At 74.5% G+C, this 24,526-nt stretch carries 23 protein-coding genes; 12 read left to right on the forward strand and 11 right to left on the reverse strand.

Translation table 11 applies throughout. The annotated features are described in order from the left end of the window. Positions 1-68: 68 nt before the first annotated feature. Entirely contained in the window at positions 69-3,242 is a 3,174-nt protein-coding gene (locus tag EV376_RS21335; RefSeq protein WP_130325892.1) for an NACHT domain-containing protein, read from the reverse strand. A 355-nt stretch (positions 3,243-3,597) separates the two neighbouring features. Here EV376_RS21335 and EV376_RS21340 point away from each other — a divergent pair, with 355 nt between their 5' ends. After that, entirely contained in the window at positions 3,598-5,082 is a 1,485-nt protein-coding gene (locus EV376_RS21340; protein ID WP_165438047.1) for an alpha-lytic protease prodomain-containing protein, read from the forward strand. Between the two features lie 164 nt (positions 5,083-5,246). Here EV376_RS21340 and EV376_RS21345 read toward each other — a convergent pair whose 3' ends face one another. After that, positions 5,247-6,224: a pyridoxal-phosphate dependent enzyme gene (locus EV376_RS21345; protein ID WP_130325894.1), complete on the reverse strand. Its 978-nt coding sequence runs from the start codon at positions 6,222-6,224 to the stop codon at positions 5,247-5,249. A 228-nt stretch (positions 6,225-6,452) separates the two neighbouring features. Between EV376_RS21345 and EV376_RS21350 the strand changes: the two genes are divergently transcribed. Continuing rightward, positions 6,453-7,673 (forward strand): PI-PLC domain-containing protein, encoded by a 1,221-nt coding sequence (locus EV376_RS21350; protein ID WP_207228249.1) that lies wholly within the window; start codon positions 6,453-6,455, stop codon positions 7,671-7,673. Here EV376_RS21350 and EV376_RS21355 read toward each other — a convergent pair. From EV376_RS21355 to rpmJ, 3 genes are all read right to left on the reverse strand, one after another. Continuing rightward, positions 7,670-8,071, reverse strand: a complete 402-nt coding sequence (locus EV376_RS21355; protein ID WP_130325896.1) for a hypothetical protein — start codon at positions 8,069-8,071, stop codon at positions 7,670-7,672. The two genes, EV376_RS21350 and EV376_RS21355, sit on opposite strands and share 4 nt — an antisense overlap. Before the next feature lie 178 nt (positions 8,072-8,249). Then, a complete protein-coding gene (locus EV376_RS21360; RefSeq protein WP_130325898.1) occupies positions 8,250-9,311 on the reverse strand; it encodes an SRPBCC domain-containing protein in 1,062 nt (353 codons plus the stop codon). A gap of 65 nt (positions 9,312-9,376) precedes the next feature. Then, entirely contained in the window at positions 9,377-9,499 is a 123-nt protein-coding gene (rpmJ, locus tag EV376_RS21365; protein WP_130325900.1) for a 50S ribosomal protein L36, read from the reverse strand. A gap of 127 nt (positions 9,500-9,626) precedes the next feature. On the opposite strand from rpmJ, the gene EV376_RS21370 reads away from it, so the two are divergent. Together EV376_RS21370 and EV376_RS21375 are read left to right on the forward strand one after the other, a co-directional pair. Next, positions 9,627-11,228 (forward strand): beta-1,3-glucanase family protein, encoded by a 1,602-nt coding sequence (locus EV376_RS21370; protein WP_130325902.1) that lies wholly within the window; start codon positions 9,627-9,629, stop codon positions 11,226-11,228. 215 nt (positions 11,229-11,443) lie between these two features. Then, positions 11,444-11,830: a hypothetical protein gene (locus EV376_RS21375; protein WP_130325904.1), complete on the forward strand. Its 387-nt coding sequence runs from the start codon at positions 11,444-11,446 to the stop codon at positions 11,828-11,830. A gap of 66 nt (positions 11,831-11,896) precedes the next feature. On the opposite strand, the gene EV376_RS21380 is transcribed toward EV376_RS21375, so the two are convergent. Further along, the gene (locus EV376_RS21380) at positions 11,897-12,343 is read right to left on the reverse strand and encodes a helix-turn-helix domain-containing protein (RefSeq protein ID WP_130325906.1); all 447 of its coding nucleotides are present in this window, start codon (positions 12,341-12,343) and stop codon (positions 11,897-11,899) included. 131 nt (positions 12,344-12,474) lie between these two features. Here EV376_RS21380 and EV376_RS21385 point away from each other — a divergent pair, with 131 nt between their 5' ends. The 5 genes from EV376_RS21385 (at position 12,475) to EV376_RS21405 (ending at position 15,346) form a co-directional block, all read left to right on the forward strand. Continuing rightward, complete coding sequence (locus EV376_RS21385) at positions 12,475-13,122, forward strand: helix-turn-helix domain-containing protein (protein WP_130325908.1); 648 nt, start codon at positions 12,475-12,477, stop codon at positions 13,120-13,122. 70 nt (positions 13,123-13,192) lie between these two features. Next, positions 13,193-13,591, forward strand: coding sequence for a DUF2267 domain-containing protein (locus EV376_RS21390; RefSeq protein WP_130325910.1), 399 nt, complete (start codon positions 13,193-13,195; stop codon positions 13,589-13,591). 14 nt (positions 13,592-13,605) lie between these two features. Continuing rightward, positions 13,606-13,878, forward strand: a complete 273-nt coding sequence (locus EV376_RS21395) for a hypothetical protein (protein WP_130325912.1) — start codon at positions 13,606-13,608, stop codon at positions 13,876-13,878. A 22-nt stretch (positions 13,879-13,900) separates the two neighbouring features. Next, positions 13,901-14,287: a DUF2267 domain-containing protein gene (locus tag EV376_RS21400; RefSeq protein WP_130325914.1), complete on the forward strand. Its 387-nt coding sequence runs from the start codon at positions 13,901-13,903 to the stop codon at positions 14,285-14,287. 210 nt (positions 14,288-14,497) lie between these two features. Continuing rightward, on the forward strand, positions 14,498-15,346 hold the full coding sequence (locus tag EV376_RS21405; RefSeq protein WP_130325916.1) for an endonuclease/exonuclease/phosphatase family protein: 849 nt from the start codon (positions 14,498-14,500) through the stop codon (positions 15,344-15,346). Between the two features lie 70 nt (positions 15,347-15,416). Here the strand turns inward: EV376_RS21405 and EV376_RS21410 are convergent, their stop codons facing one another. Both EV376_RS21410 and EV376_RS21415 read right to left on the reverse strand, forming a co-directional pair. Continuing rightward, positions 15,417-16,388 carry a golvesin C-terminal-like domain-containing protein gene (locus tag EV376_RS21410; protein WP_130325918.1) on the reverse strand — a complete coding sequence of 324 codons (972 nt, stop codon included), beginning with the start codon at positions 16,386-16,388 and terminating at the stop codon, positions 15,417-15,419. A gap of 161 nt (positions 16,389-16,549) precedes the next feature. Further along, the gene (locus EV376_RS21415) at positions 16,550-18,079 is read right to left on the reverse strand and encodes a glycerol-3-phosphate dehydrogenase/oxidase (protein WP_130325920.1); all 1,530 of its coding nucleotides are present in this window, start codon (positions 18,077-18,079) and stop codon (positions 16,550-16,552) included. Between the two features lie 46 nt (positions 18,080-18,125). Here EV376_RS21415 and EV376_RS21420 point away from each other — a divergent pair, with 46 nt between their 5' ends. Next, complete coding sequence (locus EV376_RS21420) at positions 18,126-19,694, forward strand: FAD-binding oxidoreductase (RefSeq protein WP_130325922.1); 1,569 nt, start codon at positions 18,126-18,128, stop codon at positions 19,692-19,694. Position 19,695: 1 nt separating this feature from the next. After that, positions 19,696-20,562: a YegS/Rv2252/BmrU family lipid kinase gene (locus tag EV376_RS21425; RefSeq protein WP_130325924.1), complete on the forward strand. Its 867-nt coding sequence runs from the start codon at positions 19,696-19,698 to the stop codon at positions 20,560-20,562. Positions 20,563-20,574: 12 nt separating this feature from the next. Here the strand turns inward: EV376_RS21425 and EV376_RS21430 are convergent, their stop codons facing one another. Together EV376_RS21430 and EV376_RS21435 are read right to left on the reverse strand one after the other, a co-directional pair. Continuing rightward, on the reverse strand, positions 20,575-21,552 hold the full coding sequence (locus EV376_RS21430; RefSeq protein WP_130325926.1) for an acyltransferase domain-containing protein: 978 nt from the start codon (positions 21,550-21,552) through the stop codon (positions 20,575-20,577). A 34-nt stretch (positions 21,553-21,586) separates the two neighbouring features. Next, a complete protein-coding gene (locus tag EV376_RS21435; protein ID WP_130325928.1) occupies positions 21,587-22,174 on the reverse strand; it encodes a TetR/AcrR family transcriptional regulator in 588 nt (195 codons plus the stop codon). A 163-nt stretch (positions 22,175-22,337) separates the two neighbouring features. On the opposite strand from EV376_RS21435, the gene EV376_RS21440 reads away from it, so the two are divergent. After that, on the forward strand, positions 22,338-23,648 hold the full coding sequence (locus EV376_RS21440; protein WP_486482742.1) for an aminotransferase class V-fold PLP-dependent enzyme: 1,311 nt from the start codon (positions 22,338-22,340) through the stop codon (positions 23,646-23,648). A gap of 45 nt (positions 23,649-23,693) precedes the next feature. Here the strand turns inward: EV376_RS21440 and EV376_RS21445 are convergent, their stop codons facing one another. Then, positions 23,694-24,473, reverse strand: coding sequence for a peptidylprolyl isomerase (locus EV376_RS21445; RefSeq protein ID WP_130325932.1), 780 nt, complete (start codon positions 24,471-24,473; stop codon positions 23,694-23,696). Positions 24,474-24,526: the final 53 nt, after the last annotated feature.

Here is a 24,526-nt window from a genome sequence, read left to right on the forward strand (position 1 = left end):
CGGACGCGGCGGGCGCCCCGCTCACCCCCGGCAGGCGCGAGCGATGCCGGGCCGCAACCGGTCGTCGGTCACCGACGGCGAACGGGGACGCCGCCATCCCGGGCCGGGTCGCCGGGCCGTTGTCGAGGTGCCGCGGGTTGCGGCCCGGCCGCCGCCGGCAGCAGTTCGGTACGCTCGGCGATCAGGCGGGCCACCTCGTCGAGGGTCCCCTCGGAGACGTTCCCCGCCGACGGCGGCGCCCACAGGCTCCACCAGACCAGATCGGTGGACCTCCGCCACCACGGCAGCGCGGCCCGGGCGGTCCGGGCCTGGCCCATCCGCCGCACCAGTTCGTTGAGGACGCTCAGGCCCTCGCGATCGCAGTCGACGCGCTGCGTCCGGATCTGGGTGGCCAGCCGACGCAGCCCGTTGTCGGAGCGCAGGCCGGCGACGAGCGGGGCCAGCGTGCTGCCGTCCAGGACCGTCTGCGGGGCGAGCGACGCCAGGCGACGCAGGTCGGCACGGGTACCGCGCAGATGGCTGGCCACCAGCAGGAGACAGAACACGCCGAGGACGAGATAGGCGACCCAGGTCAGGGTCACCTGCACGTCCGGATGGTGGCGGTTGAGCCACGCCTGCGAGGCCAGGATCAGGGTCAGCGCCGCCACGATGCCGACCGCTCGGGACATCGTCCGGACCTGCTGGCCCGCCTTCATTCGCAGGAACGCCCGGGCGGCGGCCGGGATGACCAGGGACGGCAGGAACGCCCACTGGGAGACCCGGACGTCGAGGCCCCAGGCCACCGCGGCGACCGCCGCCCCGGGCCAGAGCACCGCGTAGCCGAACGCGACCAGGAACAGCAGGCTCCACGCGGCGTTCCCGGACGGCGGCCGGTCCGGTTCGGACGCGATGGTGATTCCGAGGGCCAGGCTCACGAACCTGCCTCCGGTATGGACGAGGGCATCCGTGGACCAGTTGACCGCGGTGGTGCGCCGGGCGCGCGCCACGTTGAGCCAGGTGTCGAGGCCCCAGAACACGGCGATGAGCGCGAAGGCCGCCGCCCAGCCGGTGAGCCAGTCCACCCGGGAGCCCTCGCCGTTCCAGGCCGCCCCGGACACGAACACGAGGGTGACCAGCAGCGCGGTCAGTGGTGGGGTCCACCGGAGCAGGCGGGCGGCGCGCAGGTGCGGGAGTGGATCGTTCAGCCGGGACAGTTGCGCGCGTACGGTGAGCCAGTCGAGCAGCGGCCGTCCCTGCGCCGCCTGCTCGATGAGCCCGAGCCGCAGGTGCCGGCCCAGCTCTGGCGACAGCACGGGCATCCGCCCGGCCTGCCGGTAGGCGGCGTTGTGCAGCAACAGGCTCTTCGCCGCGATGGACTCCTCGAGGACCGTCCCGGCGACAGCCGGCTCGGCGAGGAGCGACGCCTGCACCGCCCACAGCTGATGGTGGCGCCGGCCGGACGCCCACGCGGAGCGGATCAGGGTGCTCACCGTGCCCCGCAGGTCGTCCGGGACGTCCTCCAGCCGTCCGGCGAGGCCCGAGTCGAGCAGGTCGAGCAGGTGCAGGCTGTGCGGCGGCCATTCGTGCTCGGACCGCGCCGCGCTCCCGGACGGTGCCTCCGCCCCGGCGGCCGGCCCGTCCTCCCCCGCGGCGGACGGCGCCATCGCCGCCACGCCCTCGGCCAGGAGCTGCGCGGCCCGGGTCACCAACGCCGTCACCGCCTCGCCGCGCTGGGTCTGCAGCATCGCGACCGCGGTCTCCCGCCACCGGCCGTCGAGCAGCAGGCGGTCCACGGGCACCCGGTGCGGCTCCCGGATCACCACGCAGGTCGCGAAGTACTCCTGGAACCGCCGGTGGGCGAAGGTGAACCGGCGCTCGTCGCCGGCGCCGGTGCCCTCGGGCGCCTGGGCGAGCTTGACGTACTCCAGGGCGTCGAGATGACGCGCCAGCCCGGCGGCGTCGACCGGCCGGCCGGCGACCGCCACGCCGGACAGGAGCCGGCCCACCTCCGCCCGGGTCGGGCTCAACCCGACCCCGGACTCGGCGGTCAGCCGGAAGGCGATCTCCTCGGCGACCCGGCGGAGATCGACCGGATCGACGTCGAAGCGGCGCCGGACCCGCTCCCGGTCGCGTTCGAGTCGGCTGTGGACGAACGTCTCGAAGACCGTGTGCGAGGACCTCGGGAAGGATCCGGTCGTGCGGACGTGCTCGCACAGCAGGCCGAGCAGCATCGGGTTGCCGGACAGCTGCGTCACCAGCGGGTCGGCGCTGGCGAGCGCCGCGGACACCTCCGCCTCGGCGGCCGGTTCGAGGTCCGCCTTGCGGATCAGCTCCCGCTTCTGCCGTTCGGTGAGGCGCTGGACGGTGAACCGGGGCCACCCGAACCGCCTCGGCCCCTTGAACTCGCGGGACGCGACGACTCCCGGGCTGACGTTCATCCCGTGCAGGAAGTCATAGAGGGCGTCGGCGTACCGGCCCACCGTGTCGTCCAGTTCGGTGGCGGTGAGCACCTCCGGGATCTCGTCGAACGAGTCGAACAGGAACAACCAGGTGCCCTCGCGCATCCCGGCCCCGAACTCGTCGGACAGGAACTGCTCCACGTCGCGGCTGTTGGCCCGGTTGAGCTGCTCCAGCACGAACGTCCGGACGGTTTCCGCGTCCAGCCGCCCGTCGACCGGTCGCAGTTCCTTCAGGTTGACGTAGAGCGGGATCCGGCTGTCCAGCCGGGGGCGTCGCATCACCCGGGTGGCCATCGCCCGGGCGGCGTTGCGCAGGGCCACGCTCTTGCCCGACCCCGGCTCCCCCTGAAGGATGATCAGGCGCTCGTCGCTGCGTTGCAGGGCGCGGGACAGGGACTTCTCCCGGCGCAGGGAGGTGCGCCGGCGGGCCATCCAGCGGGGCAGCAGGCGGCCCCGGCCGCCCTCCGTCTCCACCTCGGCCTCCAGCCGGGCGAAGCGGTGGTCGCGCCACTCCTCCTTCTCGTCCAGGCGGCGCAGCTGACTCTCGACGTGGTCGGCGAAGAGCGCCCGGCGTCGGACCCGCCGGGGATCGCGACGGCGGTCCAGCCACCCCTTGGCGTACCGCAGCACGGCGGCCGCCCCGCGCAGGAGCGGTGTCAGCGAGAGCAGCATGACCGCCACCGACATCGCGCCGAACAGCCACGGCGCCCAGCTCGGCTGGCCGAGGCCCAACCAGCCCAGCAGCGAGAGGTAGTACTGGTAGATGCTGGCCGAACCACCGGGATCGGGATCGGTCTGACCCATGTGTACGGACACCTCCGGCGGCAGAGATCACCACGCTACCGATCCGCCGATCAACGGAGAGTCGGCGAACGGACAGTTCGCCTCGGGCCGGACGGGTCTCTCCGCGCCACCGGCTCGCGCGGTATGAGCGAACCGATATAGATCTTTTTCTATCAGAACGGGTTACGTTGACGCTGGCCACCCCGACCGGGCCGGTGCCGCGAACGCGCGGCGTACACCGGTTCGGCCGGCGGCCACCGGCGCCACCGCACCGCCCGCTGACCCCGACGGGCGGCGCCCGGGCGGCGCCGGCCCCACCGCCACCCCGCGGCGCACCCCCGTCCCGCGCCGCGGCCACATCCACAGGAGGCCACGCATGAGACGAAGCCTCGCCGCCGCGGCAGCAGTCCTGCTGCTGCCCGTCGGTGCCCTCGCCGTCGCGGCACCCCCCGCCGCGGCGACACCCACCACCACGACCGCCGCCGCCGCTCCGGCGGCGGCGTCGTCCGAGATGCTCGCCGCGCTGCAGCGCGACCTCGGGCTGAACGCCGACCAGGCCCGCACCCGCATCGCCCGCGACGAGAAGGGCAGCCGTACGGATGCCAGCCTGCGCAGGTCACTCGGCACCGCCTACGCCGGCGGATGGTTGACCGCCGACGGCCTCGTCGTCGCCGTCACCGGCAAGACGGCCGCCGACCGGGTGCGCGCCTCGGGCGCGCAGGCGCGGATCGTCGGCCGCAGCGGCGCCGACCTCGACCGGATCAAGGCCACCCTGGACCGGCACGCCGCGAAGGCCCCGGCCGACTCGGTCGCCGGTTGGTACGTCGACGTCACCACCAACACCGTCGTGGTGCTCGCCCGCGGGAACAGCAGCGCGGCCTCGGCGTTCATCCGGGCGAGCCGGGTCGACGCCGCCGCCGTCCGGGTGGTCACCACCACCGAGGCGCCGCAGACCCTGTACGACGTCCGCGGCGGCGACGCCTACTACATGGGCGGCGGCCGCTGCTCGGTCGGCTTCTCGGTGAACGGCGGGTTCGTCACCGCCGGGCACTGCGGCACCACCGGCACCGCCACCCAGGGCTACAACCAGGTGTCCCAGGGCACCTTCCGCGGGTCGTCGTTCCCCGGCAACGACTACGCCTGGGTGCAGACGAACTCCAACTGGACGCCGCAGCCGTGGGTGAACAACTACTCCGGCGGCAACGTCACGGTCGCCGGCTCCACCGAGGCGGCGGTCGGGGCGGCGGTGTGCCGCTCCGGCTCGACCACCGGCTGGCGCTGCGGCTCGATCCAGGCCAAGAACCAGACCGTCAACTACCCGCAGGGCACGGTCACCGGCCTGACCCGCACCAACGCCTGCGCCGAGCCGGGTGACTCCGGCGGGTCGTGGCTCTCCGGCCAGCAGGCCCAGGGCGTCACCTCCGGCGGCTCCGGCAACTGCAGCATCGGCGGAACCACCTACTTCCAGCCGGTCAACGAGATCCTCTCGGCGTACGGCCTCACGCTGCGCACCAGCGGCGGCGGTGACCCCCCGCCGCCGCCACCGACCGGCTGCTCCGGCTACGAGGCGACCTACACCGGCAGCATCTCCTCCGGGCAGAGCCGCTACCAGCCGAACGGCAGCTACTACTACTCGTCCGTCTCCGGCACCCACCGTGGCTGCCTCGACGGGCCGACCGGGGTCGACTTCGACCTCTACCTGCAGAAGTGGAACGGCTACACGTGGGTCGACGTGGCCGGCTCGTACAGCCCCGGACCGGACGAGAGCCTCAGCTACAACGGCACGGCCGGCTACTACCGGTTCGAGGTGCACGCGTACAGCGGCTCCGGCAGCTACACGATGGGCATCACCAATCCCTGACCGCTGAACCGGCACGTCGCTGACGGCGGGGCGTGGATCCTCCCGATCCGCGCCCCGCCTCCGTACGCCCGAGCCGGGGCCGTTCGGCCGGTGCGGTGGTTGTCCGCGCCGTGCCGTCCCACCGCGTCACACCGCACGGCAACGCTCCCGCGACGCGCGTCGGCTCAGCTGACGACGCCGGGCGCGGTGTGCCAGTAGAGGGTGGGTCCCGCCGCGTCCGGCTCGCCGTGCAGGTCCCGGATCGCCGCCGCCGCCTTCGCCGTGTAGACCGGGTCGGCGACCAGACCGGTGTGGTCCCGGAGCCAGACCGCCGCCTCGACGCTCGGCCCGGACGGCACCCCGTACCCGGGGCCCAGCCACTCGCGACGGAGGTCGAACGGCGCGAGCGCGCCGGGTACCGGGGCGCCGTGGCGACGCAGCAGTCGCGCGGTCGCCGTGGCCAGCCCCCGGACCTGGCCCGGGCCGACCCGGGTGCGGTCGTTGACCAGGATGCCCACCACCTCGGTGGGCAGCCCGGCGAGCGCCAGCCCGAGGATCAGCCCGGCGGCGGTGCCACCGGAGCCGACCGGCACGACGATGCGGCGGGGCGCGGGCAGCTCACCGGCGGTGACCTGGTCGGCCAGTTCGAGGGCCGCCTCGACGAAACCCAGGCAGCCGTGCGCGTTCGACCCGCCGACCGGCAGCAGGCCGGGCCGCCGCCGGCCCAGGGCCGCACCGGCGAGCAGCCGACCCGCCGTGACGTACGCCCCGGGCACGGTGCGCACCCGGTGCATCGTCGCGCCGGCCGAGCGCACGGCAGCCAGCTGCTCCGCGACGTGCTCGTCGTAGGGCTGCTCGACGGCGACGACGTGAACCCGGAGCCCGGCGGGCGTGGCGTAACGGGCCACCGCCACCGCGTGGTGGCTGCCGGTGGCGCCGCCGGTCACCACCACCCGGCACCCTCGCCGCAGCAGGTCGGCCAGGCTCCACTCGAGTTTGCGGACCTTGTTGCCGCCGTACCGGTCGCCGTACCGGCTGTCGTCCTTGACCCACAGGTCGTACCGGTCGACGTAGCGGACCGGGGTCGGGCCGGCACCCAAGGGCAGGTACGGCAGGCGGGCCGCCACCGACGGATAGCGGGAGTGCAGGCGCGGTCCCGTCATCCCGGCCGTCCCTTTCGCTCCACAGGGGATCGACTTCTGTTCACAAGCCGCGCCTAGCATAGACGCGAGCCGATCAGCCGGGTGATCGGCGCGGCGGGCCGCAGGGAGGCTTCCGTGGTCGGACGTCACCGTCTGGGCGTACTCGTGGTGGTCGTGGCCTGAGTCGTCGGCACCGGCGCGCCCGGCGCCGGCGCGGACCCGGCAGCCGTCACCGACGGGACGTACTACGTGCAGAGCGTCGGCACCGGGTTGAACGCGGCGGAGCACGGCGGGGTCGTGGTGCAGCGGTCCCCGCGCGGTGACGAGGACCGCCAGCAGTGGTGGCTGCGCACCACGCCCGAGGGGAGCCGGTTGGAGAACACGGTCACGCCCGGCTGGTGCCTGGGCCGCCGGGACGCCGCCGCGGTGGCGGTCGGCTGCGCCGAACCGGCGGCCCGGTGGGTCGTCACGGCGACCGGGCCCGAGCGGTACGTCCTCGCCGAGCCCGGCACCGGCCGGGTCCTCACCGCGGTACCCGGCCGCGCCGCGCTGACCGTGGAACCGGCGGGCGCGACCTGGTACCTCACCCCCACCGAGCCGGTGACCCGCCCACTGCCGCCCGAGGACGAGCGACGGCTGGACCAGGTGACCTTCCTGACCGCGCACAACGCGTACGCCAACGGGGTCGACGGCGGCTTCGCCCCGCCCTTCATCGACCTGTTCCCCAACCAGGTACGCGGCATCGAGCGGCAGCTCGCCGACGGTGTGCGGGGCTTCCAACTGGACATCCACCAGACCCGCGACGGCGCGATCCTGTGCCACAACAGCTGCTTCCTGGTGTCCCGGCCGGTAGCGCTCTGGGTCGACCTGCAACGAATCGTGGACTTCCTGCGGCGCAACCCGCGCGAGTTCGTCACCGTCTTCCTGGAGGACTACGTCAGCGCCCCGGTGCTCCGCGCCGAACTGGCCCGCGTCCCCGGGCTGACCGACCTGCTCTACCGGCCGGATCTCGACGGGGTGGCGACCACCGGGTGGCCGAGTCTGGGTGAGCTGCGCGAACGCGACCGGCGTCTGCTGATCTTCACCGACCGCCACCGCGAGGACGACCAGGCCGGCGGGCTCACCCGGGACACCTTCGGGGTGCTCTACCAGCGCGAGTGGACGGTGGAGAACCACTGGTCCATGGGGCCGGGCGTCGGCGAGAGCGACTGGGCGTGTGTGAGCCGGTGGCCGGACCGGCCGCTCACCCACGGCGGGGAGTCCGCGTTCCGGCCGCTGTTCGTGATGAACCACTTCCGGGACGCCCCGGTGGCGGTGACCGCCGCAACTGACAACGGCCGTCTGCTCAACCGGGCGCAGCGGTTCTGCCAGCCGGCGGCCCGCAAGAAGCCGAACTACGTCGCGGTCGACCGCTACGACCTCGGCGAACCGGCTGCCGCCGTGGCGGCGCTGAACACGTACTGGTACTAACCGGCCCGGTTGAAGCCCCGCCGGCCGGCCCGGAACCGCTGGTTCTCCGCCGACACGCGCTGGGCGTCCGTGCCGAGCATCCGGTTCGCGGCGTCCAGCCCGGTCAGCGCGGCGCCGTAGGCGGCGAGCTCGCGCTGGAAGTGCTCCACCTTGGCGTACCAGAACTTCAGCTCGGGGTTGGTGGTCTTGGCGTTGATGTAGTTGACGATGTCGGTGTCGGGCGTGATCCCCTGCCGCGCGTAGCACCGGTCGAAGCGGGCCTTGGTCCGCTCGTACCTCCCGGTCATGGCGGTCAGGTTGGCCTCGGCCTCCAGCAACCGGTCCCGCAGGTACAGCACGTAGGTGCGCGGGATCGGCGCGGCGGCGGACGCCGGCCGGGTCGCGGTGATCGTGGTCATCGTGATCGGCCTCCTTCCTCCGGCTGATCGGTCCGCACGGCGCCAACGGTGGCGCGGCGGCTCGTACTCCGGGCGCCGGTTCGGCTGAGGTGCCCCGACGGCCGGTGGGCAGTGATGTTCTTCTACCCACCGGGGCCGGCCGGTATGCCGCGCGGCATGGACCTTGCCTCCGGACGTGTCACAGGCCGGCGCAGGAGCCGGCACCGACCGTGCAGCTGTCGGGCTTCTTCGCTAGGGCGGCGTCGCGGACGTCGAACGTGAACGTCCGGGTTCCGCCCGGCGGCACCGGCGCGCCGCTGAACGTGACGGTGCGCCCGTCCTGCCGCCAGTCGGCGCCCTCGACGGCGGCGACCTCGGCGCCCTGGTTGAGCGTGACGACCACGTTCCAGTCCTTCGCCGGCGCGGCGCCGGTGTTGTCGACCACGATCTCGCCGGTGTAGCCGAGCAGGCGGGCCGACCGGGTCCGGTAGTGGACGGTCAGGGCGGCGGGCGAGGTGACCGAGGCCGTCGGGGTGGGCGACAGTCGCGCACCGGGGCTGCCGGTGGGGCGGTCGGCCCGGGCCGCACCGCGGGTCGGACGGGCGGAGCCGGAGGTCGCGGGGGCGGGCGTGTCCTCGGCGGTGGGGGTGAGCAGGGCCGCCGGCGGCGGCACGGTGGTCGGGCCGGTTCCGCCGGGCACCAGGGCCCACAGCGTGCCGCCGGTCGCGGCGACCGCGGCGGCCACCACCCCGACGAGGATCGCCCTGCGCCGGACCGCCGAGCCCGGCCGGGCGACGGGGACCAGCGGCAGCTCGGCCGTCGGCGGATACGCGTCGCGGCGCAGGTCCACCTGCTGGAAGGCGACCCAGTCGAGGAGCGCCTGCAACCGCCCGGACAGCGTCTGCAGGTAGCACTCCTCGCGGAGCGCCGCATCGTCGGCGGGCCAGTCGCCCTCCTCCAGCACCTCGCGGACCGCTAGCCGGCAACCGTCCACCGTGGGCGTCAGGTCCCAGGTCAGCCGGGTACGCCGCCCGGCCTCCCGGCAGGTCAGGACCAGCAGCTCCGGACGCCGCCGGTCGAGCACCGCCACCTCGACGGTGTCGTCGAAGCCCGGCAGCCCGGTGGGGCGGAACCGCACCCGCCCCGGCGAAATCACCTCGGCTTCGGCGTACCAGCGGGCGAGCAGTCCGGGATCGGTCAGGGCCCGCCACACCCGGTCGGGTGGATGGGGCACGTCGATCCGCACGTCGATCTCGAGCACGGCGAGACTCTACGATCCCCGCCCGCGCCGTACGCGCCCGGAGTCGGTAAGGGGCGGCTCGGCGCTCAGCCCTGCCGCGCCTTCTGGCGGGGATCCTTCTTGTTGATCACGTAGACCTTGCCGCGGCGGCGGACCACGATCGAGTTCATCTTCCTGGTCAACGCCCGCAGTGAACTCCTGACCTTCATACGGCCCGACTACCCGTCGCCGAGGTCGCCACACCACATCGCCACTCATCTATTGACACACGTTGTTAACAGTTGGGATTCTGAGAGAGCGCTCTCTCAACCCGTCCCCGACCCCCGAGGAGTTGCTGTGGGAATCCGAAGAAGACTCCTGGCTGCCGTCTCCGCCCTGGTCACCGCCATCCCGCTCGCCGTGGTCGCCGCCGCGCCGGCCCGGGCGGTCGGCCCCGCGCTGCTGCCCGTCACGGTCACCAACAGCACCGGCCGCGGCGAGGCCGTCCATCTCTACGTGATCGGCACCCACCTCGCCACCGGCCGCCTCGGCTACGTCAACCAGGCCGGCACGTTCATCCCCTGGTCCGGCGGGCAGATCCCGCCGGCACCCGCGCCGGACGCGTCGATCCCGGGCCCCGGCACCGGCGGCAACACCACCATCCGCTTCCCGCGCGGCTTCTCCGGCCGGGTCTACTTCTCCTTCGGGCAGAAGCTGCGGTTCTTCCTGACGCCGGACGGGCTGGTGCAGCCCGCGCCGTGGGCGCCCGGCGACGCCAACCGGGACATCCTGTTCGACTGGAGCGAGTTCACCTACAACGACGCCGGGCTGTGGCTCAACAGCTCGCAGGTCGACATGTTCGCCGTGCCGCACGCGGTGACCGTCACCGGGGCCAGCGGCGTCACGAAGCGCACCGGCGACGTGGTCGCCAACGGCCGGAACGCGATCATCGACGGCATCCGCTCGCAGGCCGGCTGGGCCAACACCGTCCACACCCGATCCGACGGTACGGTGCTGCGCGTGCTGGCCCCGGGCAAGGCCGCCGGTGCCGGCCTGCTCAGCCCGACCTACCTGGACTCGTACATCGCCTGGGCGTGGAACGCGTACACCACCCGGACGCTCACCGTCGTGCCGTTCGCCGATCAGCCCGGCGTCCGGTACTTCGGCCGGACCAACGGCAACGTCATGACCTTCACCAACGGCGCCGGCCAGGTGGTCGCGTCGTTCAACCGGCCGTCGTCGGCCAGCGTCTGGGGCTGCGACGGCGACCTGCCCGCACCGAACGACCAGGTCGTCGGCCCGATCTCCCGTACGCTCTGCGCCGCGCTGAACCGGGGCACCCTCGGCACCATCGACACCCAGCCCAGCACCAACGCCGCCGAGTTCTACCGCAACAGCCCGACCAACCAGTACGCCCGGGTCATCCACGCCAACATGGCCGACGGCAAGGCGTACGCCTTCGCCTTCGACGACGTCGGCGCCTTCGAGTCGCTGGTCCACGACGGCGATCCCCGGGCGGCCGGCCTGGTCCTCAGCCCGTTCGGCTCCGCAGGCGGCGGCCCCGGCAACCCGGGCGGTGGGTCGGCGCTGGTGAGCAACTGGAACAACAAGTGCATCGACGTGCCCGGCGCCAACTTCAGCGACCGGGTGCCGCTGCAGATGTGGGGCTGCAACGGCACCAACGCGCAGCGGTGGACGTTCACCGGCACCGCCGTGCAGAGCCAGAACAACAAGTGCATGGACGTCGACGGTGGCGCGACCGGCAACGGCGCCGTCGTCCAGCTCTACACCTGCAACGGCACCGGCGCCCAGCAGTTCGCCCTCACGACGGCCGGCGATCTGGTGAACCTCCAGGCCGGTCGCTGCGTCGACATCAAGGACTGGAACGGCGCCGACGGGGCACGGCTCCAGCTCTGGGACTGTGCCGGCACCGCGAACCAGAGGTGGCGACGGGGCTAGCGCTGCGGCAGTGCCAGGGGGCGGGCCGGCACACCGGCCCGCCCTTGCGTCGGATCAACGACAGCGCCGACCGGACCGCACGCTCCACATCGACCAGATGCCCGCTGAGCTGGTCATTCACCCCCACAGCGGGCCTATAGTCGAAGTCTCACCCAACGTCGGGTCTCCCGGGCCGCTCACTAAGGAACACATCCGACCCCGAGCGGAGGTGCGGCATGGAACCCTTCTTCCACCGGTACGGCAAGGCGATCGCCGCGACGGTGTTCGCGGCCCTGACCGCCCTGTACGCGGTCTCCTCCGGCGACAACCGCGTCGATCCCGACGAGTGGGTCGCCATCGCGATCGCCGCCGTCAGTGCCGTCGGCGTCTACCTCGTCCCGCTCGCCCCGCGGTACCGGTGGACGAAGTCCGCCGTCGCCGCGCTCCTGGCCGGGCTGCAGGTCCTCGCGACGGTGATCCTCGGTGGCGTGGACGCCAACGAGTGGCTGCTGATCGTCATCGCGGTCGGTCAGGCACTGGGCGTGGCCGTCGCCCCCGCGACCTCGGACAACGGCGTCGCCAGCCGTCCCGGAGCCGTCCCACCGGCGGCGACCGCACCGTGACCGGCCCGGCGGGCGTCCGTCGCCGACGCGCCGGACGCCCCGCCTGGATAGCACGGCGTCGGGCGGTCAGGCCTCGGCGAGCAGGTCGTTCGCGCGGGCGAGGACGGTGTTCAGCACCCGGCCGGCGGTCGCCCGGTCCTCCTCGGGAAGGTCGCCCCAGAGCCGCTCGACGATCCGGTCGATCCCGGCGCGGACGTCCCGCCAGGTGGCCGCTCCCCCATCGGTGGGTTCGACGACGCCGTCGGGCGTGGTGCGCACCAGACCGGCGGCGGCCAGCTCGGCGACGCGCTGACGCGCCACCGCCGGGTCGACCTTCAGCACGCCGGAGATCCGCTGGACGAGCGCCGCGCCGGCCAGGGCGCCGTCGTTGACGACGGTCAGGGTCAACGCGACCCACTGGGGCTCGGTGATGGCCGTCCCGGCGAGTTGCCGCTCCAGAATCGCGTTGAGTGCCTTCTCGGTCTGCCCGATCAACGCGGTGCCGAATGACAGGGCGGGGTGGGTCGTCTGCATGGAACTCCTCCTGCGGTGGCGTCGGTGCGCTCCGGTCGCCCCAATCTGACACTCGGTTTCGTTAGAGCGCAAGTGTCTTTCGCCATTGGATCGCTTTTGCGCTCCGGTGCCGGCACGGCTACCCTGGTGCGGTGCCCGTTCCCACCGCCGACGACCGGTCACTGCCCTTGCGCGAACGCAAGCGGCTGCGCACCCGCCGGGTGCTGGCCGAGACCGCGCTGCGCCTGTTCACCGAGCGGGGGTTCGAGGCGACCACGCTGGACGACCTCGTCGAGGAGGCCGAGGTCTCCCGGAGCACGTTCTTCCGCAACTTCCCCGCCAAGGAGGCCGTCGCGATCGAGGCCGAGGCGGAGCTCTGGTCCGCGTACCTGCACCGGCTCCGCGACCGGGACCTCTCCGGCAACGTGCTCGCCGAGCTGCACCGGTGCCTGGCCGACGCGGTCACCGGCCTGGACGCCGGTTGGGATCAGCGCTACCTCGCCACCCGCCGGCTCGTGCTCACCGCGCCCCCGCTGCTCGCCTACGTCGACCACCACCGCACCGGCGTCGAGGACCAGGTGACCGCCGCCCTCGCCGGCAAGCTCCACCTGGATCCGGACGACGTCCGGCTTCGCGTCCTGGCCCAGTTGGTCACGACGTGCTGGAGCGTCTCCGGCCGGGACTGGGTCCGCCGGGACGGGCGGGGCGGACGCCGGGCGCTGCTGACCGGGCTGGACCGCGCCCACCGGTCCGTCCCGGACAGCCTCGCGCTCGCCGCCACCCCCGCCCGACCGGCCTGATCCGCGCGCGGCCGTTTGCGGCCCCCTGGTCCGGGAACCCAGCCGGCCCGTCCGAGAGGAAGGCCGCACGGTGAACGACAACGAGTTCCTCGCGCTGGTGGCGACGCGCACCGGGATGTCGCCGGAGCAGGCCACCGCCGTCACACGGGCCACCCTGACCACGCTGGCCGAACGGATCGACGGCGGCGAGGCGCGCGACCTGGCCGGGCAACTTCCCACCGGGCTGCGGGCGTACGCCTTCGGCGGCAGCGAGACGGCCGAACGGTTCGGGCTCGACGTGTTCGTCGAACGGGTCAGCGGCCGCGCGGACGTCGACGTGGACCGCGCGCGGGACGGCGTCACGGCGGTCTTCGACGTCCTCCGGGACGCCCTCGGCCCCAGCGACTACGAACAGGTGGTCACCCAGCTGCCCGCCGAGTACGGCGACGTCGCCGACCAGACCGCCCCGTTCGTCCGGCGGCAGGCCTGACCGGAGGGAGCCCGATGACCACCGACCGGGACGGCGAGCCGTTGCGCCGGCCGCCGGAGGCGGACGCGCAGGAGCAGCGACAGGACGAGACCGTCGTGGGCCCGGCCGACACGGTGTCGGACGCCGTGCCGGAGGCGACCGAGGCGGACCTGGCGGAGCAGGGCGTCCTGGTCCCACCGAGCGACCGGGCCGGCCTCGCCGACGCGGTACGCGACGACGTGAGCCCGGCGGACGCGCTGGAGCAGAACCAGGAGATCCCGACGCCGGACGAGGACCGCCGGGACTGACCGCCGGCGAAAGGAGCGGGTGATGAGGTACGAGCAGTTCATCTCCACCGTGCGGCAGCGCACCGGGCTGGGCGACGAGGAGGCCGACCGGGCGGTCCGGGCGGTCCTGTCGGCGCTCGGCGAACGGCTCGCCGGACGGCAGGCCGACCACCTCGCGGAGCAGCTCCCCGATCGGCTGGACCTGTCGGTCACCCGCAACCCGCAGGGACGGTCCTGGGACGTCGGCGAGTTCCTGCGGATCGTCGGCGTACGCGAGCAGTGCCCCGACGCGGACCAGGTGCGTCAGCACGCCCAGGCGGTGCTGCGTACGGTCGCCGAGGCGCTGGACGACGACGAGCGGGCCAAGCTGCTGGCCCAGCTGCCCGCCGGCATCGTGGACCTGTTCGGCGTACCCACCCCGCGCACCTGAGCCGGCGGTACCGCGCCCGCCCACCCCGCGCACCCGAGCCGCGGACCCGAACCTGACGGGTGGAACGTCATGGCTGTGTCCGACCCCGGTTGACATCCTTGCTGTTCCACTCGTGGTCGGTCCGGGCACCGGTCCGGGACGCCGGGTCGACGTGCCGGACCGGGTTTCGGTGCGGGATACACTTCCGGCAGCCGGATTCGAGGCGGGTGCATGGCTGCTCGGTCGTACCGCGGACTCCGTCGCGCGCTGGCCGTGGCGGTCCTGATCGGCGCGGCCTCGGTGTCGGCCGGATCGTCGGCGACCGGCACCGCCGGGCCGACCACGCTGCGGGTGCTGCAGATGAACCTGTGCAACAGCGGCCAGGCCGGCTGCTACACGGGCCGGTCGGTGGCCCGGGCCGGCGAGGTGATCCGGGCCGAGGCGCCCGATCTGGTGACGCTCAACGAGGTCTGCCGGGACGACGTGTCCAGGTTGGAGCGCGTGCTGGCGGAGGTGCGCCCCGGCGGCACCGTCGTGTCGGCCTTCGCGGCCGCGCGGCACGGCCGGACCGGCGAGCCCTACCGGTGTCTCACCGGCCAGCCGTACGGCATCGGCCTGGTGGCGTCGCTCCCGGCCCCGTACCGGGGGCACACGGTGCACAGCGGGATCTACCCGATGCAGGATCCGGTCGACCCCGAGCACCGCGCCTGGCTCTGCGTCGCCGCCGCCGGCGGCTTCCACGCCTGCACCACGCACCTGGCGTACACCAGCCCGTTCCTCGCCCTCGACCAGTGCGCCCACCTGCTCGGACGGGCGATCCCGGCGCTGCACCGGCAGGCCGGCTACCAGCCCACGGTGCTCAGCGGCGATCTCAACCTGCGGCCCGGCGGGTCACCGGACGTGCGGTCCTGCGTGCCGTCGGGTTACCTGCGCGCCGACGACGGCGCGGTGCAGCAGATCGTGGCGACGACCGACTTCGCGGTCGGCGCCCGCCGGTCGATCGGCATGGCCGCCACCACGGACCACGCGAGCTTCCTCGTCACGCTCACGATCGCCCGGGACGCCGACCGGTCGCTCTGACCGCCGGTGGACGCCCGGGCCGGACCGCACCCGTGCGGGCGCGGTCCGGCGCGGCGGTCGGTGGGTCCGCTCAGCCCAGCGGCACCACCGGCGCGGTGCCGCGGCTCGCGTAGAAGCAGCCCGTGGTGGGCAGGCTGGTCGCCGCGGGCGGGGTCACCCCGTCGTAGAGCGCGAGCAGGAAGTTCTGCGGGCAGCGGCGGGTGCTGCCGGTGCGGATACCGAAGTGCAGGTGCGGCCCGGTGGAGTTGCCGGTGTTGCCGGTCAGGCCGATCTGCTGTCCGGGCGAGACGGTCACGCCGTTGCTGACCGACCACGCGGAGAAGTGGCAGTAGGTGTAGATCGCGCCGTCGGTGCCGGTGAGGTTGATGCCCCGGCCGCAGGAACTGTCGTTGATGACGGTCACGGTCCCGGCGCGCACGGCGTACGCGGGCGTCCCGGTGCCGACCGGCAGGTCGATCGCCGGGTAGTCGTGGTGCGGGTCGTCGTACTCGCTGCGCGGCAGCGCGCTCTTCGGCAGCGGCAGGGAGAACGCGCTGCCGCCGGCGCCGGAGGTGATGCGCACGGCGTCCGCGACGACGTAGCCGGTGCCGCTGGTCCAGCGGCTCACGCCGACCACGTTGCGGTCACCGGCGGCCAGGTTGAACGTGCCGAGGGCCACCCAGCGACCGCCGTTGCTCCGCTGGTCGACGGTCACGGTCTGGTTGCCGCTGGTCGTGGTGACGATGAACGGCGTGGCGTTGTTGTATCCGGCGTCCGCCGGGTACCAGACCTCGACGAGGTGCGGCCCGGTCGCCGCGATGGACGCCGAGAACCAGGCGGCGTCGCTGGCTCCGGAGTACGGGGTGGCGAACCGGTAGTCCGTGCCGTAGCGCTGGGCGGACCAGGCGGACGTGCCCCAGTTGGCGCTGGCGGTGAAGCGGCCGGCGGTCGTGTTGTCCACGGTGACCGTCGCGGCGGAGGCGGGAGTCGGGGGGCCGAGCAGCACGAGCGAGACCGCGGCGAGCGCCGCGACCAGGGCACGCAGGGTGGCGGAGTGTCTCATGGCGGGTCCTCCGGGGGCGTCGGGAACGCGGGGCCGGCGGGCCCGTGGCCGTGCGGCCCACCGTGGGTGCACGCACGATACAGCTCGACACACGTCTATGTCGATAGTTGCCGACGCCGTCCTGTGGCGCCGAAGGTTTTCGCCATCGCCCGGTGGGCGTGCTACCGCCCGGCCACCACCAGGTCGAGGACCTCGCGCGCCACCGGCAGCGCGGCCTCCCGGTGCGCCGGGACCAACCCGATGCGGGTACGCCGGTCGAGCAGGTCGTCGACGGTGAGCGCGAGTTCGTGCCGGGCCGCCCAGAGCAGCTCCGCGCCGGTGACCGGGATGTCCGGCGCGATCGGTCCGCGGAGGTCGGCCGGTGCCTCGGCCAGGACGTCGACCGCCTCGGTGCCGTACCGGTGGACGAGCCGGCGGGGCGCCGGGACCCGGGCCAGTCCGGCCCGGCTCGTCGCCCCGGGCAGCGGGAGGCGGCGGGTGCGGCAGGCGCCGGCGGTGAGGCCCCGGCCGCGTACGGCGGCGTCCACCGCGTCCTCCGCCATCCGGCGGTAGGTGGTGAGCTTGCCGCCGACGACGCTGATGATCCCGTCCGGGTCGTCGATGACGGCGTGCCGCCGGGAGAGGTCGGCGGTCTGGGCCTCGGCGTCGGCGAGCAGCGGCCGCAGCCCGGCGTACGCGCCGAGGACGTCGGTGGGGCGCAGGGGCCGGTCGAGGACGCTGTTGAGCACGTCGAGCAGGAACGCGATGTCGGCGTCGGTCGGCTGCGGCACGTCGGGGACGGGACCGTCCAGCGGCTCGTCGGTCAGCCCGGCGTAGACCAGGCCGTCGGCCTGCGGCAGGGCGAAGACGTAGCGGGTGAACTCGCCGGGCACCGGGATGGTCAGCCCGGCCCAGAGTCCGCCGAGGCGCGCGGCGGACAGCACGATGTGGGTGCCGCGGGACGGGCGCAGCCGTACGTGCGGGGTCAGGCTGCTCGCCCACACCCCGGTCGCGTTGATCACCGCCCGGGCGGCGACGTGCAGGCGCGTCCCGGTGCGGGTGTCCTCGACGGTCGCGCCGTCGCGGTGCAGGTCGACGGCCCGGCAGCGGGGCAGGACCCGGGCGGACCGGGCCGCGGCCGCGCGCGCCAGGCCGACCACGAGCCGGGCGTCGTCGCAGAGCTGGCCGTCCCAGGACAGGCGGGCCCCGCGGAGGCCGGCCGGGCGCAGCGCCGGCGCCATCGCGTTCGCCTCGGCCGGGCCGAGCCGACGGGTGCCCGGCAGCACCCGACGGGGGGTCCCGGCGCAGGTGCGCAACAGGTCCCCGGCGCGCAGCCCGACGGCCGCGGCGCGGTCCTGCCAGCCGGTGGTGTACCCGGTCGCCGGGAGCAGCATCGGCAGCGGCCGGGTCAGGTGGGGTGCGGTGCGCGTCATCAGCACGTGGCGTTCGGCCGCGCTCTCGTAGGCGATGCCGACCTGGCCGTGGGCGAGGTAGCGCAGCCCGCCGTGGACCAGTTTGGAACTCCAGCGCGAGGTGCCGTACGCGAGGTCGTGCGCGTCGACGGCGGCCACGGACAGCCCCCGGCTCGCGGCGTCGAGCGCCACCCCGGCACCGGTCACGCCCAGCCCGACGACGAGGACGTCGACGGCCCGGCCGTCGGCCAGCTCGGCGAGGTCCCGGTCCCGGCGCGCGCCGGTCAGCGATGCGTCCACCGATCCTCCTTGCAATGGTGTGACACTTAATGTCACTCTGTCACACATGGATGTGCGAGGGGAAGCGTCGACCCCCGGGTGGGCGCGCTGGGGAACCGCCGGGAACGCCAAGGTGCTGCCGGAGTCCGCGACGAGGCTGCTGGCCCAGGTGCTCGATCTGGCGCCCCCACCGCCGGTCGTGCCGCTGCCCGAGGTCGCGGTGCCCGGGTGCGACCTGGACGCCGCGGTCCTCGACGCGCTGCGGGGCGTGGTCGGCGCCGACCACGTGGACACCTCCGGCGCGGCGCGGGCCCGGCACGCGTCCGGCATGTCGACGCCCGACCTGCTGCGCGACCGGCACGGCCAGGTGTCGCGGGCCCCGCAGGCGGTCATCCGGCCGGCCACCCACGCCGAGGTGCTGGCCGTCCTCGACGTCTGCGCCGGCTCCGGCGTGGCCGTCGTGCCCTTCGGCGGCGGCACCTCGGTCGTGGGCGGGCTGACCCCCGCCGCCGCGCGGCACGTGGCCGTCGACCTGAGCCGGCTGGACCGCCTCGTGGCCGTCGACCCCGTCTCGCGCACCGCGACGCTGCAGGCGGGGCTGCGTGCCCCCGACGCCGCGCGGCTGCTCGCCGAACACGGATTCACCCTCGGGCACGTCCCGCAGTCCTACGAGTACGCCACCATCGGCGGCTTCGCCGCCACCCGATCCTCCGGCCAGGCGTCCGCCGGGTACGGCCGCTTCGACGACATGGTGACCGCCCTGACGGTCGCCACGCCCCGCGGGACCGTCCAGGTGGGCCGCGCCCCCGCCTCGGCCGCGGGTCCCGACCTGCGGCACCTCTTCCTGGGCAGCGAGGGGGCGCTCGGCATCGTCACCGACGTGACCGTCCGGGTGCGCCCGCTGCCGGCGGTGTCGCACTACGAGGGCTGGCGGTACGAGTCGTTCGCGGCCGGCCTGGACGCCGTACGGCGGCTGGCGCAGGACGGGCCGCGGCCCACCGTGCTCCGGCTGTCCGACGAGGTGGAGACGATGGTCGGCGCCACCGGGTCGGGCCGCTCCGACGGCGGCTGCCTGCTGGTCGCCGGGTACGAGGGCGGCGCGGACGTCCGGGCCACCGTCGAGGCGGCGGCGACCGTGCTGGCCGGACCCGGCGGCGTGCCGCTGGGCGAGGAGGCGGGTCGGCACTGGGCGCGGCACCGCTTCGACGCGCCGTACCTGCGGGACGCCCTGCTGGACGCGGGAGCGTTCGCGGAGACCCTGGAGACCGCGGCGTACTGGTCGAGACTCCCGAAGGTCCACGAGCGGGTCCGGCAGGCGATCCTCGACGCGCTGCCGGACGGCGCGCTGGTGCTGGGCCACGTGTCCCACGTGTACGAGACCGGGGCCTCGCTGTACTTCACCGTGATCTGCTCCCCCGGGCCCGACCCGGTCGCCCGGTGGCGCGCCGCGAAGGCGGCGGCCAGCGACGCGATCGCCGCCACCGGCGCCACCATCTCCCACCACCACGGGGTCGGCGCGGACCACCGCGCCTGGTACGCCGGCGAGATCGGGGACATCGCCGTGGACCTCCTCCGCGCGGTCAAGCGCGAGCTGGACCCGGCCGGCATCCTCAACCCCGGCATCCTGGTGCCCTGAGGTGCGCGCCTTCGCCGCGATCCTCGGGCCGGACGCGCGCCGGGGACTGTCCCGCCTGATGCCGGTGGCGCACGCGCTGCGCGCCGCCGGGGCCCGGATCCGGGTCGACTACACGCAGACGGCCGAGCAGGCCCGCCGCAGCGCCACCGCGGCGGTACGCGGCGGTGAGATCGTGGTCGCCGCCGGCGGCGACGGCACCATCCGGCTGCTCGCCGGAGCGGTCGCCGACGCCGGCGGCCTCCTCGGGGTGGTCCCCGCCGGCCGCGGCAACGACTTCGCCCGGCAGCTCCGGCTGCCGCACTCCCCCACCGCCGTCGCCGACCTGCTGCTGCGCGGCCGGCCCCGGAGCGTCGACGTGCTCAGCGTCGCGGGGCAGACGGTCGTCGGCAGCGTCTACGCCGGCGTGGACGCGGCCGCCAACGAGCTGGCCAACCGGTCCCGGCTGCCCGCGTCGCTGGTGTACCCGACCACCGGGCTGCGGGCGCTGCTGCGCTGGCCACGCACCCGCTACACGGTCACCGTGGACGGCCACGCCGAGCAGGTGGACGCGTACACGGTGGTGGTCGCCAACTGCGGGTACTACGGCGGCGGGCTGCACGTCGCTCCGGCGGCGCGACCCGACGACGGCGCGCTGGACGTCGTGGTGATCGGCCACGCCACCAAGCTGCTGTTCCCGGTCGTGCTGCGGCAGATGCGCGCCGGTTGGCACGTCCAACGCCCGCAGGTCGCCTGCTACCGGGGCAGCGTGGTCACCGTCCAGGCCGACCGGCCGGTGACCGTGTACGGCGACGGCGACCCCGTCGGCCGGGGCGACCGCGTGCACGTCGAGCTCCGGCCGCGGGCCCTGGAGATCCTCGCCGCGGCCTAGGGTTCCTCTGGCCTACCCGCCGTCCCCGGCCGCCACGCCCTCGCGCTGGATCGGGAAGCGGCCGCGGCGCCACTGCCAGTGGCGGCCGGCCCGCAGGTGGTCGACGGCCGCGCGCTGGAGCAGGGTGCGGCGCGGCAGCTGGTCGAGCGGCGTGGTCAGGGTGCGGAAGACGAACCGCAGCACCTCGACGTCGGCGTCCAGCCCTTCCGGCGCCTCGTAGGGCTCCAGCTCGAACCTCCGCTGGAACCGGACGATGTTGGAGTCCGCGGGAAGGTACTCCCGCAGTTGCGGGTCGAGCAGCCACGAGCCGCAGGCGAACGCCGAGTAGCGCTCCTCGGGAAAGTGGCGCGGGAAGAAGGCGCGGGCCTCGTCGAGTGACGCCTCGACCGCCGCCGGCGTCAACGGCCCCGCCTCGGGGATGTGCAGATCGATGGCGGTGCCGCCGCGCTGGTACTGCAGCCGGCCCAGCTCGTAGACGCCGCCACGCGCGTGCAGCGTCAGCCAGCTCTGCATGACCGGCCAGCCCTCGCCGCGCATCCGCCGGTCGATCGCCAGATTGCGGCCCAGGTCCGCGAGGGTCGCCCGGGTCACGGCGTCCGCGACGCCGTGGTCGCGGTGGTACGCCGTGACGACGTCGACCAGGGCCAGGTACGCGTACCCGTAAAGATGCCGCCAGGCGAGGCCCCGTTCGCGCGGCAGCGCCGGACCGGGCGACAGCCAGTCGTACCCCCCGAGATCGGCGCGGACCAGGGCGATCGAACGGTCGAGCAGCCAGCGCAGCTCCGGCGTCCACAGCGGAGAACCGGGGTCGGGCCAGCCCGCCATGATCTCGGCGGCGTCGTCCGGCCGCACCGCGAGCCGGTCGAGGATCGCGGGCGCGTCGGCCTTGGCGGGCAGCGGCGCCGACGGCCGGTCGCCGGCGAGCCGGTGTACGCGGTCGACCTCCTCGACGGGCACCCCGAGCCGGGCGGCGATGTCGTCCAGATCCACGCGGACGACACTAGCGCCGCCCCGGGCGGCGTCCCTAGTCCGGTCGCAGGTAGCCGTCGACCAGCCGGGCCAGCTCCCGGTCGAAGTCGGTCGCCGGCATCCCGTCGGCGACCGTCCGGACCGACAGCACGAAGGACTGCGTGGTCAGGTAGACCGCACGGGCCATGACCTCGGTGTCGCCGGGCCGCACCGAGCCGTCGGCCCGGCCGTCGGCCAGGGCGACCGCCAGGAACCGCAGCATCTCGTCCTGGCCGTTGCCGCGCCGGTCCAGCAGGTACGGCAGCAGCACCTCCGGGTCGACGTCCCGGATCTTGCACAGCAGCGGGTGCTCCCGCAGCAGCCGCGCTCCCGCCACCACGCGGGCGACCAGGCGCGACCGGGCCAGCCCGGCGCCCTCGTCGGTCGCGGTGGCGACCAGCACCTGATGCCACTCGCGGCTCATCAGGTCACCGATCAGCGACTGCACGTCCGGCCAGCGGCGGTAGACGGTCATCCGGGACACCCCGGCGCGCCGGGCCACGTCCGTCAACGTCGTGCGCCGTACGCCGTAGGCGAGGACGCAGTCCCGGGCGGCGTCCAGGACCGCGTCCTCGACGCCGCGCTCGCCGGTCACCTCCACCACGCGGAATGTCTACCACGCTGCCCGCCCGGCGTGGTGCCGGCGCAGCGGAGCCGGACTCGGAAGGACGGGCCCTCGCAGCGCCTCGGGTATCGGAGGGACCCCTGCTCGCCGCAGCGCCGCGCCGGTGACCTGGCCGTGACGTCGACCGAGAACGATGGGCGGCATGCAGCTCACCCGACGGAACCTGCTCGGCGCGACCGCGGCCGCCGGGGCGACCGGCCTCACCGCCGGCTGCGGGCCACGGAAGGCCGCCTCGCCGCCGGACGGCCCGGCCGACCCGCCGGCCTTCGACCCGGCGAGTTGGGACAGCGTACGGGCGCAGTTCGCGCTCGACCGCGAGCGGGCGCACCTGGCCACCTTCGTCTTCGCGCCGCACCCCGAGCCGGTCCGTGCCGCGGTCGCCACGCACCGGGACGGGCTCGACCGGGACGCGCTGGGTTATCTGGCGGCCAACGAGGAGCGGCTGGACACCGCCGTGCTCGACGCCGCCGCCGGGCACCTCGACACCAGCCCCGACCAGATCGCGCTGACCGACTCCACCACGATGGGCCTCGGCCTGCTCTACAGCGCGATCCGGCTGCGGCCCGGCGAGGAGATCCTCACCACCGCGCACGACTTCTACGCCACCCACGAGTCGTTGCGACTGCGGGCCGAGCGGGACGGGGTGACCGTCCGCCGGGTGCGCCTCTACCGGGACCCGGCGGTGACCACCGTGGACGAGATCGTCGGCAACCTCGCGGCGGCGGTCACCGGGCGCACCCGGGTGGTCGCGCTGACCTGGGTGCATTCCGGCACCGGGGTGAAGCTGCCGGTCCGGCAGCTCGCCGAGGCGGTGCGGGCCCGCAGTCCGGAGGCGTTGGTCTGCGTCGACGGCGTCCACGGCTTCGGGGCCGAGCCGGCCACCCCGGCGCAGCTCGGCTGCGACGCCCTGGTCTCCGGCTGTCACAAGTGGCTGCTCGGGCCGCGGGGCACCGGGCTGGTGTGGGGCAGCGACCGGGCCTGGGACCGGATGACCCCGGTCATCCCGCCCTTCGAAGGGCAGAGCATGGGCCACTGGCTGTCCGGGAGGGCCGGTCGCCCGCCGACGCCCGGCGGGCCGGCGAACACCCCGGGCGGCTACCACACCTTCGAGCACCGGTGGGCGCTGGCCGACGCGTTCGGCTTCCACCGGCGGATCGGTCCGGACCGGGTCGCCGCGCGGACCCGCGAGCTGGCCGACCGGCTCAAGGACGGGCTGGCCGGAATCCGCGGGGTGCGGCTGGTGACCCCGCGCTCGGCCGAGCTGTCCGCCGGCATCGTCTGCTGCGAGGTGGGCGACCTGCCGGTCGGCAACGCGCTGCACGGGCTGCACGCCGCCGGGGTGGTCGCCAGCGGCACCCCGTACGACCCGTCGTACCTGCGCTTCGGCGCGACCATCGCCAACAGCGAGGCGGATGTCGACGCGGCGGTGCGGGCGGTCGACGGCCTGGTCTGAGCCGCCGTGCCCGGCGGGGCGGTGTCCCGCCCCGCCGGGTCGGACTCAGCGGCCCCGCTTGGCCCGGCAGATCTCCACCGGCACGGCCGGCGCGCCGTCGACCGGCGCCGGGTCCTCCGGCGTGGCGGCGATCCCGCCGGCCGCGATCCGGTCCAGGGTGGCCAGCCCGGCCGCGTCGACCGTGCCGAAGACGGTGTAGTCGGGGCGCAGCGCCGAGTCGGACTGGACCAGGAAGAACTGGCTGCCGTTGGTGTCCGGGCCGGCGTTGGCCATCGCCAGGGTGCCGCGGGCGTAGAGGCGGCGCACCCCGGTCGGGTCGGTCGGCGCCGGCGGCAGGCCGGTGGGGAGTTCGTCGGCGTACCGGTAGCCGGGCCCGCCGGAGCCGGTGCCGGACGGGTCGCCGCACTGCAGCACCTTGAGCGTCGGGTACGCGGTGAGCCGGTGGCAGTTCGTCCGGTCGTAGAACCGGTGCCGGACCAGATGCAGGAAGCTCTGCACGGTGCACGGCGCCTGCGCCCGGTCCAGGGTCAGCCCGATCGGGCCCTGGCTGGTGCGCAGGGTGACCCGGACCGTGCCCCGGTCGGGCGTACGCCGTGGGTCCGGCGGCAGCGGCACCGGCCGGGCCGCCGGCTCGTCGGGCGTGGGCGTGTACGCGCACGGCCCCTTCGTGGGCCCGGTGGCCGGCGGGGGCGTGGCGCCGCCGGCGGTCGCCGGAGCCGCGATCGCGGCCGCGCCACCGGTGGCGATCAGCGCGGCCGAGACCACCGCGACGCCCGCGAGGCGGGACAGCAGCGGGGCGGCGTGCGATCGGGTTTCGCTCGACACGTGGTCCTCCCTGGACTCGTGGCACCAGAAAGACCGGAGTCTATGTATTGGAC

The organism is Micromonospora sp. CNZ295 (assembly GCF_004217535.1).

Coding starts and splice junctions, on each gene's coding strand:
- EV376_RS21335 (WP_130325892.1), bottom strand. CDS start 3,242: ATGGGTCAGACCGATCCCGATCCCGGTGGTTCGGCCAGCATCTACCAG.
- EV376_RS21340 (WP_165438047.1), top strand. CDS start 3,598: ATGAGACGAAGCCTCGCCGCCGCGGCAGCAGTCCTGCTGCTGCCCGTC.
- EV376_RS21345 (WP_130325894.1), bottom strand. CDS start 6,224: ATGACGGGACCGCGCCTGCACTCCCGCTATCCGTCGGTGGCGGCCCGC.
- EV376_RS21355 (WP_130325896.1), bottom strand. CDS start 8,071: ATGACCACGATCACCGCGACCCGGCCGGCGTCCGCCGCCGCGCCGATC.
- rpmJ (WP_130325900.1), bottom strand. CDS start 9,499: ATGAAGGTCAGGAGTTCACTGCGGGCGTTGACCAGGAAGATGAACTCG.
- EV376_RS21375 (WP_130325904.1), top strand. CDS start 11,444: ATGGAACCCTTCTTCCACCGGTACGGCAAGGCGATCGCCGCGACGGTG.
- EV376_RS21380 (WP_130325906.1), bottom strand. CDS start 12,343: ATGCAGACGACCCACCCCGCCCTGTCATTCGGCACCGCGTTGATCGGG.
- EV376_RS21395 (WP_130325912.1), top strand. CDS start 13,606: ATGACCACCGACCGGGACGGCGAGCCGTTGCGCCGGCCGCCGGAGGCG.
- EV376_RS21400 (WP_130325914.1), top strand. CDS start 13,901: ATGAGGTACGAGCAGTTCATCTCCACCGTGCGGCAGCGCACCGGGCTG.
- EV376_RS21405 (WP_130325916.1), top strand. CDS start 14,498: ATGGCTGCTCGGTCGTACCGCGGACTCCGTCGCGCGCTGGCCGTGGCG.
- EV376_RS21410 (WP_130325918.1), bottom strand. CDS start 16,388: ATGAGACACTCCGCCACCCTGCGTGCCCTGGTCGCGGCGCTCGCCGCG.
- EV376_RS21420 (WP_130325922.1), top strand. CDS start 18,126: ATGGATGTGCGAGGGGAAGCGTCGACCCCCGGGTGGGCGCGCTGGGGA.
- EV376_RS21440 (WP_486482742.1), top strand. CDS start 22,338: ATGCAGCTCACCCGACGGAACCTGCTCGGCGCGACCGCGGCCGCCGGG.